This window comes from Candidatus Eisenbacteria bacterium, assembly GCA_035712145.1.
Taxonomy (GTDB): Bacteria; Eisenbacteria; RBG-16-71-46; order RBG-16-71-46; family RBG-16-71-46; genus DASTBI01.
Genome location: DASTBI010000103.1, coordinates 1 through 14,528, shown reverse-complemented (window position 1 = coordinate 14,528; position 14,528 = coordinate 1). Strand labels below are relative to the sequence as shown.

The following is a 14,528-nucleotide window of genomic DNA, read 5'->3' as shown; positions in this document are numbered from 1 at the left end:
TAACCCTGCTCGGGCCGCTCGGTCGTGATGAAGCGCTGCGGATCGAGCTGATGATGGAGCCGCATGAGCGCGCCGCCGTAGCGGCCGAGGGCCGCCTCGTCGGATGCGACGGCAGGACGGATCGTGATCGGCATGGCGAGGTGAGGATACAGGTTCGGTGAGGGCACGCCCCTCATGGCGCACCGGTAGACCGGCGCGCCGAACGGTTGGCTGCGCAGGCCTATGCTGCCGGTATCGGACAACCTGAGGTGGGAGTACAGTTGACGAAGGTGTGGGTCACCTGACCGGGCAGAGGTACGAACATGAGAAACCGTCTGTTGGTCTGGGTGGTCTGTTCCCTCGGCTGCCTGATCGGCGCATCGGACTCTGGTGCCGGTGAACTCGCCTACTCGATCGGCGCGGGACGCATCGAGGGCGCCGGTGATGCGAGCGGGCTCGCCTCGTTCGGTGTGAGTAAGCTCGCCGTCGAGCACATCGAGGTCACAGCCGATGTGGCCTACATGCACCGCACGGGTGGCAGGGTCGGGAACCCATGCGTCGGCCCCATCCCATGCCCGACCTCGGACCTGGAGAACTCGTTCATCCCGGTCAGCCTCGGTCTCATCGGGTATCTGCGCGGCCCTCAGCAGTCCGGCCCCTACGCGGAGTTCTCGCCGTCACTCGTCGTGAACCGGTGGTCGATGGAGGGAGGCGCGGGCTCGGGCAAGTTCACGGCACTCACCGCGGGGCTCAAGTTCGGCTTGGGCGCCCGGCTCGCGATCAACGAGAACGGGCAGATCGATCTCGGGGTGCTCTACCTGCTCTCGGGGTCGGTCGACATCGAGGACGAGTCGATCCGCGCGCTGACTGGCGAGGAGCGGTTCGGCGGGCTGCGGGAGGCCGTCCCCTTCGCGAGGCTCTCGATCTCGCTGTAGCGAAGCCCCGGGGGCTCCGCCACGCAGGTCGCACCGCGCACATTGCGCAACCCGTCGAGAAAGATCTTCCCGGTGCGGTTGCTGGTGACGTGCTTCTGAATGACGAAGCGGAGGGTGCGACCCTGAGGGCCGCGCCCTCCGCGCGGTTCCAGCGTGACCTCGAGCCAGCCTGGCTCGGCTAGCTCCGGGTGTTGCGCTTGGCGGCGCGAACGGGAACTTTCTCGCCCATCTCCTCGTCCATTCCCTCTTCGCCTTCCATGGCCTCGAAGTTCAGCGACTGCGCGATCTCGGTGAGCTTCTTGTCGGCCTCGCCTTCCTCGTCGAGCGTGGTCTGCAGCAGGTTGACGACCTCGCTCTCGCCCAGCATCTCCGCCCAGGTCCGCAGAGAGCCGTAGGCGGCGATCTCGTAGTGCTCGATCTTCTGTGCAGCGGTGATCAGGGCCGCGTCGAGGACGTCCGGAGAATGGTCCGCCTCCATCAGGTCTTCGCCCTCCTCGATCAGCCCCACCATGGCCTTGCATTCCTTGCGCTTGGGGGACGCGCCGAACTGCTCGAAAACCTCCTCCAGCCGCTTGATCTGCTCTTCGGTCTCGCGCAGGTGAGTCTGGAACGCGGTCTTGAGCTCCTGCGAGTCCGTGGCCTTTGCCATCTTGGGCAAAGCCTTTGTGATCCGCTGCTCCGCATCGTAGATGTCCTTGAGCTCTTCGATCATCAATTCCCTGAGGTTGTTGGCCATGTCGCCCTCCTTGAAGAAATGCGGGTGGGAAAAACTTCGCTCCATTCGAGCAAGGAGCGAACCACCGAGCCAGAGATCTCCAAGCCGGGTCAAAGTACAGGCTTGGAGGCTCGGCCGAGCCTGGCTCCTGGCGCAGGGATGGCAATCGAACAAAAAGGTGAAGCCGGCCTTACAACTCGCAGAAGGATCTACGTGCCGGCCAAACCGAGTTGCGGTGGCGCTGCTCGTGGCTCCAAGCTCGCTCTGAAAGCCGGACGATAAGCCCCGGAGTGGGAGTGACACGTCATGATGCCGGAACGCACTCGGAGCTGGCTCAAGCGAGATCAGGCGGCCGAGAAGTTTCGACCGAAGCGGATCAGGCTTCTCCTGGTGGGAGAGTCTCCGGAGAGCGAGGAGTGTTTCTTCTACGCCGAGGGCGCGGGCTCCGTCGACGAGCGGTTCGCGCAGGTGGCCGAGGTGTTGTTCGAGGCCCGGCCGGGCGAGGACAAGACGCCGTTCCTCAAGGAGCTGCGCCGCCGCGGCTTCTTCTACGTGGATCTCAAGCCGGATGCACCGCGCCAAGGCGAGTCCCTGGCTCCGTACGTGGGGCCGTTCCTCATCAATCTCGGCACCCTTCCGGCAGAAAAAATCGTCATCCTCGATCCGGACGTCTACGACGCCCTGTTCTCGAAGATGAGCGAAGCGGGGCTACCCGTCATCGACGTGCGGATTCCACACCTCGATCCGGATCGCCCCGAGACCTTTCGCCAGAAGCTCCGTCAGGCGCTCGTGAGAGCCGACCTGGAGAAGCTCATTCGCCCGCTGCCGATCCCCAAGCGCGGAGACGGCTGAGCAGCAAACGATGGATCGCGTCGTCCGAGTCGTGAAGCCGACGATGGCGGTCCTTCGCCATCGCCGGCTCGCTTGGCACTCCTCGGCTCAGCACTGGAAACAGATCGCTGATCGCGGCCTGTTTCCCGGCCGTCCCGAGAGCATCGCCAGGCGCGTTACGCAAGGCGCGGTCTCCGGACGACTCGGTACAGCACCAGCAGCAGGATCGCGCCAATCACTGAGGCGATGAACCCCGCCGGCTGGTCTGGCCCGTACAGATTCAGTGCGCGGCCGAGATAGCCCGCGATGAATGCTCCAGCGATACCCAGAAGCGTGGTGATGATGAACCCACCCGGGTCGCGTCCTGGCATGAGCATCTTCGCGATCAGACCAACGACGAAACCGATGATGATCGTCCATAGAATGTTCATGACCTCTCCTCCGTTGTCGAGGCGACCAACGCCTCGGCGCGGGGAGAGCGCAAGAACCTCGCCGGTTCGGAGCCGGGCTCCTGGAGATCATCGAATCTTCTTGAGCGCCAGAGGCTTGACAGACCCATGGTCCGCCTCCCCCCGGGGGTGAAACACCCACAGGAGCGCTCCTCTCAGGGTACATTCCACAGCGAACTCTTACACAACTGGGCCGCGACGCCCGTCCACAACGAAACGCGCGTCGCGCGTCATCTTCGGATCGGTTGGTACTCCGGTCCGGTCCGGCCGACCCAGTGAGCCATGAGCCAGTTGGCGACGGTCTTCCGGTAACGCTCGGGATCGACATTGGCCGACTCCACATGGCCCGCGCCCTGGTAGGGATCGAATGTCACCAGACGGGGAAGTGCCGCCGCGAACTGCTCGCTGACCGCGATCGGCGCCACGTCGTCGGCGTCGCCATGCAGGATCAGCATGGGGGTCTCGAACTCGGTGACGTGCCGGGCCTGGACGAGATCACTCCATCGGAAGCCGGCGCGCAGAGAGGCCACGAGCTTGCCCAGCTCCGTGACCCAGGTGGGGACTCCGCGCTTCCGCGCGCCCACGGCGATCATGGCGTTCCAATCCAGGGCCGGTGAGTCGAGAACGGCGCCGCGGGTGATCGCCCGCTCCTTCGAGCGGCGGAGGTACTGGGCCACGATCGAGCCGCCCATGCTGCATCCCACCACCACGACGTCGCGCGCTCCCTGGGTCCGCGCGTAGCGAACCGCGTCCTCGAGGTCCTGCCACTCCGTGAATCCCAGGCGATAGCTGCCGTCGCCGACCACAGGCGCTCCCGCGTCGTTCCGGTAGGAGAGGATCAGGCACGGGAGTCCGATCGACATGTAGGCGGGAAGCATGCGCAGGACTTCAGCCCTCGAGGCGGCGCGACCGTGCACGAAGATCGCCCATGTCGAGTCTCTCCCTGGAATGCGCCACGCCGGAAGCGGTCCCACCCGGGACGGCACCTTCACCTCGTCGAAGTCGACTCCGAGCCAGGTCCTGGGATCCGCGTCCACCGCGAATCCGGCGAGCCGGCAGGTCGTGTCGGGCGGTGTTCCCTTGACGATCGTGAACCGCGTGATCACCTGGCCATCCTGGACCGAGATCAACGGCCCGATCTTTCCGTGGCCGCCCGGCCACACGATCGCCCAATGGCCGGGCCGCCGGGCCTTGGGGGTGTTCGCCAGCGTGATCGTCGATTCGCCGTGGGCGATCACACGCTGTCCGGTCCTGCCGGCCGGCTTGTCGGGTCCGAGGATCTGGATCGAGTACTGCCAGCCGACGAAGGAGGCCGCGACCACGAGCAGAACCGCGACCAGCAACAGTGTGCGGCGCATCGCGCGCATGATAGACCGTTCGAGGGGTCACCGCTTCGGGCTTCGCTGGGTCCGTCTCCGATGCTCCATCCGGATGGCGCGCCACCTTGCTTCCTGCTCGGCTCGAACGCGCTGATCCTGCTTCGCCAGAAGCCACGCCGCTTCGCGCTGGAGCTTCCTCCAGCTCTCGAAGCGCTCGTGCGGAAGCGCTCCGGCGCTCAACGCCGCCTGCACCGCACAGCCTGGCTCGGCGGCGTGCCGGCAGTCGCGGAAGCGGCATGCCGCCGCCAACGCCGCGACCTCGGGGAACGAATCCTCGAGTGTCGCGCCGTCGATCCACAGCTGCAGCTCCTTGATGCCCGGGGTGTCGATGAGCCAGGCGCCGCCCGGCAAGGACAGCAGCTCGCGGCGCGTCGTGGTGTGACGGCCGCGCGAGTCCCATTCGCGGACCGCGCCGGTCTTCTGGCGCTCGGCGCCGAGCAGCGCGTTGACGAGCGTGGACTTTCCGACACCGGATGAGCCCAGCAGGACCACCGTCCGTCCGGCCTGAAGCCACGGCTCGAGTCCGTCCAGACCGCGGCCTTCGGTGGCGCTGATGGCGACGACGGAAACTCCCGGAGCGATCGCCTCCACTTCGGCCACGCGCGCGCCGGCATCGTCCGCCAGGTCGGCCTTGTTGAGCACCACCACGGGGTTCGAGCCTCCGTCCCACACGGTCGTCAGGTAGCGCTCGAGACGGCGCAGATTGAAATCGGAGTCGAGGCCCGCCATCACGAATGCCGTGTCCACGTTGGCCGCCACGATCTGCGCCGCCGTCTCGAGGCCGGCTTGCTTGCGAGTGAAGACCGTGGCGCGCGGCAGCACCGCGACGATGGTTCGCGGTCCATCGTGGGCTCGAGGACGCAACGCCACCCAGTCCCCGACCGCGGGGAAGTCCTGAGGGCCTCGAGCCTCGTGACGAAAGCGGCCCGAGACCTCCGCCGCCGACTCATCTCGACCGTCGAGCACGTCGTAGCGCTCACGGTCCTGGCCGGAAATGCGGCCCGGCTCGCATCCTTGATGGCGATGGACTTCGAACTGATCGCTCCATTCCTGATTCCAACCCAGCGTCTCGATCGACATGACGTCGTGACCTCGCGTGGAGTTCTTGTGGCGCACGGAAGCGCCGCGATCCCCCGGGGCATGCCACGGAGCGGCCTCGATTCGCCGGGTCACGAAAAAGGCCGCTCCTTCCGCAGGAGCGGCCGCGCGTCGGTGGGACGGCTGGCTAGGGCGCTCGACGGAAGGTGGGTGGCGCGGGGCGGACGAGATCTCGGATTGCCATGTGCGCCTCCTTCCATCGTACGGCGCGAGGCAGGGCGCCTCGCGAGCCGAGGTCAGGACGATAGCATCTGCGGCGCCGCCGGCAAGGACTATTCACCTCACCCGCACGACCTTGCAGTTGAAACACCCCGGCTTGGCATTGTGGATGTGGAGGTACCGCACCTGGGGGTCCTCGAAGAGCCGTTCGATGGCCTGCTCGAGCTCGACACCCTCGGTGACGTCGGCGCCCACCAGCAACGCCGCAGCGTCGTACGCGCGCAGCGAGAGCAAGCGGTGTCTGAACATCGCGGGGATCTCACCGATGGCCGGCGTTGCCGTGCGCGCTCCTCGGCGCACGAAGATCGGACCCGAAGCGCGATAGGGAGAGGGCGCGTCGTGGTGCGCGAACGAGATCAGCACCACGGTCTCGCCGATCTCGGCGTCGGCAAGGCTCACGCGGCAAGGGAAGCCGGGCTTGTCATCCACGATCATCCGGCGAGCGCCGGCCGCCTCGAGCTCCGCATCACTCTGTTCGAAGAGCGGAGCGAAGCGCTCGGACGGCAATGCGACGAGCTGGAACGAGCCGCTCACGTCGAATCCTCCTTCGACCGTTGGGTCTGCGCCACCGCGATTCCGGAGCGAGCATAGTGGTCTCCCGACCCCGCCCGATTCAAGGCTCCGAGCCTTTCTGCCGATAACCGACGAGTCCTACGCCGCCCCACGGGGCGGCGCTGCCACGCATTGGGAGCCTTCGCGTGACGAGACGCAGACTGAGCTCATTTCCAAGGCTGCGGCCGTTCCCTCGGCTCGGGACCCCCCGGTTCCGGCTCTTGCGCCCGGTGCTGCGCGCCGGGGGGCGGCTCCTGCGCTTCCTCTTCAGGAGCCAGATCCTCCCCATCTTTCTCGGGCTGTCGGCGCTCGGATTCTTCGTCGGCGCGCAAACCCGCCCCGCGCCCGGCAGCTTTCCGTGGGGCGAGCTCTTCGATCAGCTCCAGGTCGCGTCGTATCGCGATGCACCCGGCGACACCTCGAGCCGGTTCGTGGTCGAGCTGTGCGCCGGAGGCCGAGTGTTCAGCCAGTACGACGTGGAGCGCCGTGAGTTCCTGCCGCCGCCGCGCGGGCGTTCGTATTCGCAAACCATCACCGGCACCCGTTACGAGCCGCTGCGAGTTCGTGGCCACGTGGGGACGGGTTTCTGGCTCGACGTTCCCTCGCGTCGCTCGCTGCTCCCCGACCAGTACGACGAGCTCTATCGTCGCACGCTCGATTTCGTGAGGCCGGTCTCCAAGATCACCGCCGTGCTCGGTGTGCTCTCCGGATACTCGGTCGGGTATCGCCTCGGCACCTGGAACGGGTCGCTGAGCAGCCGTGCGGTTCAGCAGCGGGTGCTCGACACGCCCGACATCGGACGCCTGATCGCGCGCGAAGCCTGGCGGCGCGTGCTGCTCGAGCCCGTGGTCATGACCGGCGAGCAGGACGCCTCGCGATTCGTGTCGGTGGCCAGCACGCACCGCCTGTACGCCAATTTCTTCCGTCTGGCGCTGAACGACGGGGACGGCTTCATCCCCCGCGAAGCGGCGCGTCTGGAAGCGCATGGACACGGCTTCGAAGCGCGGACGATGCGCGCGTTCGCCGCCGCGGTCGAGCGCGCGTCGCAGGACACCGTGCACGTGACCAACGCCGACTTCGAGGCGGTCGAGCGCTGGGCCACGCTGCTCGACCGCCGTGGTCACTGGATCGAAGGCGCCATTCCGCCGCCGGGGGAAGAGCGCATCAAGCTGATGGGTGCGTTGGCCTGGTACGGGCTCGCGCCTCCCGGGCAGAACGTGGACCGTGTCTGGGTGGGGCCGAGAATGCTGGTGCGGGTCGGCGATGCGGAAGGCTTCGTGGCCGACGAGATCCCGGGCACCGGCGCCGGATGTCCGATCTCTTGGCGGCCGCGCCTGCGAGAGGAGAACGGGAGGGCGACCGCGATGGTCAGCGCGTGGCTCGCGGATCGGCCCGAGTTCTCGGCGCTGGCCGTATTCGGCCGCCGGCTCGCCGAGCGGCTGCGCGACGCCTCGGCGCCACCCATGGCCCCAGGTCTTGCGCCGGCGATCGAGACCGCGGGAGGGCACGGGCCCGGCGCGGACGCGGCGTTCGCGGTCCGTGCACCGATCGTCGTGCAACAGACCGAGGACCGGCCGAGGCAGGCCTACGAATTCAGGATCCCGGCCACCGGAGGTGAAGCGAGCCTCCAGATCGTGGCGGCGGACTCGTCTCAAGCCATGTCGCTGGCTCGAGCGGCACGCTCCGTGATGGAGCGACAGGAGGGGTTCGTGGATGCGCCGTCCACCGGCGCGCCGCCGGCCATGGGCGACGTCGATGCCGCATTGCAGTCGTTGAGCGGCCATCGGATGACCTCGGGACGGAGGGCGGACGAGACGAGAGACACGCTCCGCGCGCACGGCGTGCGCAATGCGTTGATCGAGCTGCCGGGCGCCGCGCTCGCGCTTGGCGTCTCGCCCGGCGGCGAGCCATGGAGCGCCGGACTTCCCGATCCGCGGGGGCGCATGCCGGTGATCGCTCGCCTGCGCCTCGCCGCCGGCCAGGCGCTCGCGAGCTCATCGCGGCAGGACCCCGCCAAGGGGCTGATCGGAGTCGTGGTCGTGGCGGGCGACGGACGCTCGGCCGCGCTGTGGAGCGCCACCCTGATCTCCCTCGATCCTGGAGAGGCGCGAGCGAAGGCCAAGCAGCAGCCCGGGATCGCCGTGGCGCTCATCGAGGCCGGCGTCGATGGCCCGGACGTGATCTGGGTCGAGGTGGGGCTGGAGGATCGACTGGTGGTCGGCGGTCAGGCGCAGGGGCTGTTCAAGGTCGTCACCTTCTAGCCGCTGGCCGCGCGAAGGCTGGTCCTCGCATCCTCTCCATGCGGTAGAGTGGGGCCATGACCCTGCTCACGGCTCGATCCCGTCTCGCCTTCGTTGTCATCTCGGCGCTCCTGGCGATTCCGGCAGTGGCCCAGACCCAGGACGCCAGCGACCCGCATGCCGCATGCGCGGCGCCACCGACGTACGTGCCGCAGGGGCTGCTCGAGCGGCCGCTCCCTCTGCGCACCGGCATCGGCAACTCCCACGAGCCGGTCACGGCCTCCACGAAGGAGGCGCAGGCCTTCTACGATCAAGGCCTCAACTACCTCGAGTCCTACGTGTGGATCGAGGCCTCGCGGTCATTCCACCAGGCGTTGCGCGTCGATCCCGGCATGGCGATGGCCTACGTCGGCCTGAGCCGCGTGCACTCGGGCCTCGACGACGCAGCCGGGGCAAAACGCTTTCTCGAGAAGGCCAGGGCTCTCGCGGACAAGGTCAGCGAGCGCGAGCGACGCCGGATCGAGATCCGGGCCAGGCAGCTGGAAGCCATCGACGACCTGGAGAACGCGGCGAAGTTCCTCGCGTACAAGAAGGCCATCGATGACGCGCTGAACGCTGACACGCAAGACGAGCAGCTCTGGCTGCTGCGTGCGATGGCCGAGGAACCCAACGCCTCGGGCCGTGGCCAGCGCGGCACGTCAGGGTCGATCGCGTTCTACGAACAGGTGCTGAAGCGCGTGCCGGATCACGCCTCGGCGCATCACTACCTGATCCACACCTACGAGACGATCGGACAGATCGACAAGGCGCTCGAGCACGGCGAAGCCTTTGCGCGACTGTCGCCGGCGATCCCGCACGCCGCCCACATGTGGGGGCACGATCTTCGGCGTGTGGGACGCGTGGACGACGCGATCGTCCAGTTCAAGAAGGCGGATTCGCTGGAGCGCGCCTACTACAAGGCCGAGAAGCTCGACCCGGCATTCGACTGGCACCACGGGCACAATCTCAACCTGCTCGCGAGCTGCTATCAGCACCAAGGCCGGATGAAGGTCGCCGAGAAGATCATGAACCAGGCTGGCGCGCTCGGCGTCGTCGATGCCTACGGCGCGTTCAACGTGCGCGAGCTGCCGAACTTCTTCCTCTATCGCGAGCGCTACAAGGATGCCGTGGAAGCGGCGCGCGGCATGACGAAATCGAAGTACGTCCAGGCGCGCGCCACCGGCCACGCGCTCGCCGGGCAGGCTCTGGTCGCGCAGGGAAAGACCACGGCCGCGGCGGAAGAGCTGGCCAAGGCGGAGCGCGAGCTGGAAGGCGTTCCGCGCGTGGCGCCGGGGCTGATTCCGCGCCGTGCTCAGGTCGATCCCTGGGTGGACGCGCTGCGTGCCGAGCTGCTCATCAAGAGCGGCAAAGGCGCCGAAGGCCGGGAGGCGCTGAAGAAGGTGGTGCTCGCCCTGCGCGCCCTTCCCGGACCGGATGCGTGGAGCCAGGCGCTCTTCCGGCTGGACTCTTTCGCGCGCACCGCGCGCGAGGCGGGAGACTGGGAGCTGGCCGGCTTCATTGCCGATCAGATGCTTGCGCACGATGACGACTACGGCGGCAGCCATCTGGCCAAGGCACTCGTCCTTCAGCACCAGGGCGATGCCGCGGGTGCGGAGCGAGCGATGGAGTCGGCGCGAGTGTGCTGGCGATCCGCAGACCCCGATCTGGCGGAGCTGAAGCTGCTTCGCGCGAGCACGGCGGCGAAGCGATGAAAGAGGGACGCCTCGAGGTCAACGGCCTGAGCTACTACTACCAGGTCGAAGGCCGCGGCGAGCCACTCCTCCTGCTCCACGGCGGATTGGGCCAGATCGAGATGTTCGGGCCCGTGCTCGAAGCTCTGGCCGGGAGGCGGGAAGCGATCGCCGTGGACCTGCACGGCCATGGCCGCACCTCACTCGGCGATCGCGAGATCAGCGCCGTGGACATGGGCGACGACATGGCCGCGATCCTGGAGAGACTCGGCCACCGCAGTGTCGACGTGCTCGGCTACTCGCTGGGCGGCGCCGTCGCCTTCCGCCTGGCGGCCCAGCACCCCGCGATGGTGCGTCGGCTGGCGCTGGTCTCCGCGGGTTACGCGCAGGATGGCTTCTTTCCGGAGATGCTTCCGCAGCAAGCGGCGGTCGGCGCGGCGATGGCCCCCGCGATGAAGGACACGCCGATGTACAAGTCGTACGTCGCGGTCGCCCCGCGGCCGGATGATTTTCCGGAGCTCCTCGACCGGATCGGCACCTACATGCGCAAGCCCTATGACTGGTCGGCGGACGTGGCGAAGCTGACCATGCCCGTCCTGCTGGTCTTTGGCGACAGCGACATGTTCCGGCCCGAGCACGTCGTACGGTTCTACCAGCTGCTCGGAGGCGGACTGAAGGATGCCGGCTGGAACCGCGAGCACATGCCCAGGAACCACCTCGCGATCCTGCCCAACCTCACTCACTACGAGATCTTCCTGGCTCCCGAGCTGATCACCACCGTGATGCCTTTCTTGAACGGTGAGCAGCGCTCCAGAACCTGGAATGAGCAGGTGGACGCCGAAGTACGCCGGTAGCCTGGCTGGAGTGTTCACAAAATCCGCGCCGGGCGTCGTTTTCGCAGATTGACATTCCGGCGCAATGCCTGAAACTCACCGCACGTTTCCCCCAGAATGCCCAATCTCTCTTGGAGGCAATTCATGAAGCGCCTCTCGCTTTGCCTCGCCGGGGCCGCTCTTCTCCTGATCCCGCTCGGCGTGCGCGCACAGACCTCCGCACCACAAGACAGTCTCACCGCGAAAGCCGACTCGGTCATCGCGCAGGTGGATTCCATGGCGGTGAAAGCCGCCAGCACGGCCGCCGACACCGCGGCCGCGCACGCTGGAGCCGCCGCCACGGGCGCCGCGGGCGCCGCAGGCGTCAGCACCACGCCGACCACGACGCCGACCGCCGCGCCAACCACCACCACTCCGACCACCGCGACCGCGCCCCCGCCGGCGGCTCAACCGGTGGCGCCGACCGGCACCGCCGCCGCGCCGACGACCGCGAGCGCGGCCGACCAGTCCGGACTCGCTGGGACGCCGATCTACGTCGGCGGCGCTGTGGGATTCAGCTTCTGGAGCGACTACACGCGGATCAGCCTGGAGCCTTTCGTGGGATACAAGCTGAGACCCAAGCTCTCGGTGGGCGGCAAGCTCCGCTACGAGTATCTCAACGACAAGCGCCAATCCTTCGACTACAAGGCCCACAACTTCGGCGCCAGCGCTCTCGCGAACTACAGGCTCCTTCCGCAGATCTACGGACACGGCGAGCTCGCGGTGATGAAGTACGACTACCCGAGCCAGCTCGGGGGAGACCAGACGGTTCCCTTCCTGCTCGTGGGCGGCGGCTACATGAAGCAGATCCGTCCCGGGGTGTCGGCCTATGCCGAAGCGGTGTGGGATCTCCTCAACGACAAGAACTCGCCGTACGAAGAGTGGCAGCCGGTCGTGAGCGTGGGAGTCACCGCCGGATTCTGATCCTCAGCGGCAATCGTGACGGGCTCGGCGCGAACCGCCGGGCCCGTTTTGCCTGGAGTGTGGCCGGCGACGTGCCGATCAGTCATGGACTGGGGTCCCTCATGCGCGCCTCGTCACGGCTGGAGCTCCTGCTCTTCTCGCTCGCCGGTGCCGCGATCGCCACGGTTCCGATCGCCCGCGCCGACGAGCCTCGGCTCCTTTCCACCTGCACCAACTGCTGGCCCCTGAGCGGCGCGCACGCCGGCTCTTTCATGGCGCCCGATGGCTCGGAAGGGATGTACGTGGTCTGGATGGACGGTAATCTTCGGTGGAGGCTCCAGCGTCTCCGTCCCGACCTCTCGGTTCCAGGACCGTGGCCAGCGAACGGCCTCACGCTTCCCACGGAGCGGCTCGCCACCCGGATCTTTCCCGGGCTCGCTGGAGACGGCGCCGGAGGCGTCTACGTCACCTGGGTGGAGCAGGCGGCCAACGGTGACATGAGCGCGTGGCTTCTCCGCATTCGCGGCGATGGCCGGCCGGCGAAAGGCTGGCCCGAAGGCGGAGTCCGCGTCGCAAGCCCCAGCCCCTTGGTGATGTATCCGAGCGTCGCCCGGTTGGGGAAGGGCGCGGCGGTGGGCTGGCTCGAGGGTCGAGACGGGGTGGCGCGAATTCGCCTTGCCGGCTTCGATGCCCGTGGGCGGACCCTCTCGCGCTGGCCGGCGGATGGGCTCACCCTGGCCGAATCGCAGCAATTCGGCGACGCCGTGATTCTCGCGAGCGATGATCGCGGCGGCGTATTCGCGGCGTGGACCGAGATGCGTGACCGATTGTCGGACCTCAAGATCGCGTACGCCTCGGCGTCCGGCGTGCAGTCGTGGACCGCGGCTTCCGAGGCCGTTCCGGTTCACGGCATCCTTTTCGATCGCCATCCGGAAATCGTTGCCGATGGACAGGGAAACGCGATCTGCGTCTGGTTGGACGAGCGGAGCCAGGACCGATCTGTGCCCAAGGATCTGATGGATGTGTTCGGACAACGCATCGGTCCCACCGGTCGCGAAACATGGACGCCCGCGGATCGAGGAAGTCACCCCATCGCGGCGGGTCACTGGTATCAGATGGATCCTCACGCCGCGGGCGACGGCAGAGGAGGCGCCTTCGTTTCATGGAACGAATCCACGCCCGATATGAAATCGGGCCGAGTCGTTCATCTGGACGCCGCAGGGCGTCCCCTCTCCGGCTGGCCGGCGAAGGGTTGCTCCTTGGGCGTCGAGGTCGTCAGCGTGATGCCGGATCTCGAAGGCGGCGTGATCGTCCTTTCGATCGAAGATTCGGGGCTTCGGCTACGACGGCTCGAGGCGAAGTGGCATCCCGGCCTCGGGCCCATCCAGCCCGTCGCTTTCGGACCGGTGGGGAAAGGAACCAATGTCCGGATCGCCGCGGACGGCAACGGTGGAGCGTTCATCGCCTGGGAAGAGCGAAACATGGCTCAGACGTCCGCATCCGGCTTGGGCGCGTTCAACTCCCAGGTTTGGGTGCAGCACGTGAACTTCGAAACCCGGGTCGCTTCTCCCGTCGTTCCCCTTCCGACCGATCCGTTGCCGCTCGTCTTCTCGGTGCGTCCCATCGCGCCCAATCCGGCCGTCAGCCGATGCCGGATCGCGTTCGATCTCCAGCGTCAGGAGCGGGTCGACATCGAAGTGTTCGACGTCGCGGGGCGCCGGGTCGCACGGGTTGCGGACGATCGCCTCTTCGAGGCGGGATCGCAGTCGATGGACTGGGATCTGGTCGATCGCCGCGGGTCTCGCATTCCTCCCGGGCTCTATCTGGTGCGCGTGACGGCGGGGAAGAATCAGGCCGTCGCGCGACTCACGGTCACTCGCTAGATCAGCTCACGGCTTTCCTGCGGCGGTGGCCGATGAAGAGCGCGCACACCGCGCCGGCCGTGACGCCCGAGACGATCGTCAGGCCGTAGAACCCGAGCTCGCCACGAAACGTCCCCACCGACGCGGTCACCAGCGTATAGATCGCCCCGAGGAACACGAGGACGATGCAGCCCATGAGTCCGGCGGCCGCGCCGCGAGCCGCTCGGAAGTACCACGGGAGCGATCTGTCCTGCGCGCGGAGCCTCATGACCCCGTAGATGGAGCCGGCCAGGAGAGCGGGGAGGACGCCGAAGACGTAGGAGAGCGGAAGCAGTCGGCTCGGGTAGTCTCCGCCGCGAGAGACCGCTACGACCACTCCGCCGATCGCCGGTCCCAAGAGGCCGAAGAGAGCGGCCGAGATGGCGATGGTTCGAAAACGTTTCATGTCCAACCTGCCTGACCGTTCACGACGGTTATCGTCATCGGCTCGTCAAAGAACGAAGTTGAGGTCGTCACCCGGAAGGGGAGAGTGGAGCCGAGCCGCCCCGCTTGCTAGCTTGGAAGCATGAGAAACCGGCGAGGAGCATGGTTCCAGGGTCTCGCGAGCGCCGCCTGGGTGAGCACGCTGTTCCTCTCGCCGGCCTTGGGCGCGCCTGTCCAGACCGATCCGCCCAACGTTCCCGAGTTCAAGCCGGCGTTCCCAGGGCAGACGCGCGCGGAGGAAGTGAAGACCCAGACGCCGCTCGAAGTCACCGAGATCGCCT

14 protein-coding genes are annotated in these 14,528 nt (G+C 67.3%); 8 read left to right on the top strand and 6 right to left on the bottom strand.

The features are described from left to right. Nucleotides 1–302: 302 nt before the first annotated feature. Complete coding sequence (locus VFQ05_06355) at nt 303–914, top strand: hypothetical protein (GenBank protein HET9326374.1); 612 nt, start codon at nt 303–305, stop codon at nt 912–914. Between the two features lie 178 nt (nt 915–1,092). Here the strand turns inward: VFQ05_06355 and VFQ05_06350 are convergent, their stop codons facing one another. Beyond that, nucleotides 1,093–1,650, bottom strand: coding sequence for a ferritin-like domain-containing protein (locus VFQ05_06350; protein ID HET9326373.1), 558 nt, complete (start codon nt 1,648–1,650; stop codon nt 1,093–1,095). A gap of 285 nt (nt 1,651–1,935) precedes the next feature. On the opposite strand from VFQ05_06350, the gene VFQ05_06345 reads away from it, so the two are divergent. Further along, entirely contained in the window at nt 1,936–2,481 is a 546-nt protein-coding gene (locus VFQ05_06345; GenBank protein HET9326372.1) for a hypothetical protein, read from the top strand. A gap of 155 nt (nt 2,482–2,636) precedes the next feature. Here VFQ05_06345 and VFQ05_06340 read toward each other — a convergent pair whose 3' ends face one another. From VFQ05_06340 to VFQ05_06325, 4 genes are all read right to left on the bottom strand, one after another. After that, nucleotides 2,637–2,891 carry a GlsB/YeaQ/YmgE family stress response membrane protein gene (locus VFQ05_06340; GenBank protein HET9326371.1) on the bottom strand — a complete coding sequence of 85 codons (255 nt, stop codon included), beginning with the start codon at nt 2,889–2,891 and terminating at the stop codon, nt 2,637–2,639. A 248-nt stretch (nt 2,892–3,139) separates the two neighbouring features. Next, nucleotides 3,140–4,276 carry an alpha/beta fold hydrolase gene (locus VFQ05_06335; GenBank protein HET9326370.1) on the bottom strand — a complete coding sequence of 379 codons (1,137 nt, stop codon included), beginning with the start codon at nt 4,274–4,276 and terminating at the stop codon, nt 3,140–3,142. Nucleotides 4,277–4,294: 18 nt separating this feature from the next. Then, nucleotides 4,295–5,461: a ribosome small subunit-dependent GTPase A gene (gene rsgA, locus VFQ05_06330; GenBank protein HET9326369.1), complete on the bottom strand. Its 1,167-nt coding sequence runs from the start codon at nt 5,459–5,461 to the stop codon at nt 4,295–4,297. A gap of 201 nt (nt 5,462–5,662) precedes the next feature. Then, the gene (locus tag VFQ05_06325; GenBank protein HET9326368.1) at nt 5,663–6,139 is read right to left on the bottom strand and encodes a DUF1203 domain-containing protein; all 477 of its coding nucleotides are present in this window, start codon (nt 6,137–6,139) and stop codon (nt 5,663–5,665) included. 164 nt (nt 6,140–6,303) lie between these two features. Here VFQ05_06325 and VFQ05_06320 point away from each other — a divergent pair, with 164 nt between their 5' ends. The 5 genes from VFQ05_06320 to VFQ05_06300 all read left to right on the top strand — a co-directional run bounded on the left by VFQ05_06320 (nt 6,304) and on the right by VFQ05_06300 (nt 13,785). Continuing rightward, complete coding sequence (locus VFQ05_06320; GenBank protein ID HET9326367.1) at nt 6,304–8,418, top strand: FAD:protein FMN transferase; 2,115 nt, start codon at nt 6,304–6,306, stop codon at nt 8,416–8,418. Between the two features lie 56 nt (nt 8,419–8,474). Beyond that, the gene (locus VFQ05_06315) at nt 8,475–10,148 is read left to right on the top strand and encodes a hypothetical protein (protein ID HET9326366.1); all 1,674 of its coding nucleotides are present in this window, start codon (nt 8,475–8,477) and stop codon (nt 10,146–10,148) included. Next, nucleotides 10,145–10,981: an alpha/beta hydrolase gene (locus VFQ05_06310; protein ID HET9326365.1), complete on the top strand. Its 837-nt coding sequence runs from the start codon at nt 10,145–10,147 to the stop codon at nt 10,979–10,981. The genes VFQ05_06315 and VFQ05_06310 overlap by 4 nt, the downstream gene beginning before the upstream one ends. Nucleotides 10,982–11,104: 123 nt before the next feature. Beyond that, a complete protein-coding gene (locus tag VFQ05_06305) occupies nt 11,105–11,923 on the top strand; it encodes a hypothetical protein (GenBank protein HET9326364.1) in 819 nt (272 codons plus the stop codon). Between the two features lie 71 nt (nt 11,924–11,994). Next, nucleotides 11,995–13,785, top strand: a complete 1,791-nt coding sequence (locus VFQ05_06300; GenBank protein HET9326363.1) for a T9SS type A sorting domain-containing protein — start codon at nt 11,995–11,997, stop codon at nt 13,783–13,785. A gap of 1 nt (nt 13,786) precedes the next feature. On the opposite strand, the gene VFQ05_06295 is transcribed toward VFQ05_06300, so the two are convergent. After that, nucleotides 13,787–14,209: a hypothetical protein gene (locus tag VFQ05_06295; protein ID HET9326362.1), complete on the bottom strand. Its 423-nt coding sequence runs from the start codon at nt 14,207–14,209 to the stop codon at nt 13,787–13,789. Between the two features lie 120 nt (nt 14,210–14,329). On the opposite strand from VFQ05_06295, the gene VFQ05_06290 reads away from it, so the two are divergent. Continuing rightward, on the top strand, nt 14,330–14,528 hold a 199-nt coding region (locus VFQ05_06290; GenBank protein ID HET9326361.1), incomplete at its 3' end, for a hypothetical protein.

What these genes read in the sequence shown, in the direction of transcription:
- VFQ05_06295 (HET9326362.1), bottom strand. Translation starts at nt 14,209, where the DNA reads ATGAAACGTTTTCGAACCATCGCCATCTCGGCCGCTCTCTTCGGCCTC.
- VFQ05_06350 (HET9326373.1), bottom strand. Translation starts at nt 1,650, where the DNA reads ATGGCCAACAACCTCAGGGAATTGATGATCGAAGAGCTCAAGGACATC.
- VFQ05_06355 (HET9326374.1), top strand. Translation starts at nt 303, where the DNA reads ATGAGAAACCGTCTGTTGGTCTGGGTGGTCTGTTCCCTCGGCTGCCTG.
- VFQ05_06310 (HET9326365.1), top strand. Translation starts at nt 10,145, where the DNA reads ATGAAAGAGGGACGCCTCGAGGTCAACGGCCTGAGCTACTACTACCAG.
- VFQ05_06345 (HET9326372.1), top strand. Translation starts at nt 1,936, where the DNA reads ATGATGCCGGAACGCACTCGGAGCTGGCTCAAGCGAGATCAGGCGGCC.
- VFQ05_06305 (HET9326364.1), top strand. Translation starts at nt 11,105, where the DNA reads ATGAAGCGCCTCTCGCTTTGCCTCGCCGGGGCCGCTCTTCTCCTGATC.
- VFQ05_06335 (HET9326370.1), bottom strand. Translation starts at nt 4,276, where the DNA reads ATGCGCGCGATGCGCCGCACACTGTTGCTGGTCGCGGTTCTGCTCGTG.
- VFQ05_06340 (HET9326371.1), bottom strand. Translation starts at nt 2,891, where the DNA reads ATGAACATTCTATGGACGATCATCATCGGTTTCGTCGTTGGTCTGATC.
- VFQ05_06315 (HET9326366.1), top strand. Translation starts at nt 8,475, where the DNA reads ATGACCCTGCTCACGGCTCGATCCCGTCTCGCCTTCGTTGTCATCTCG.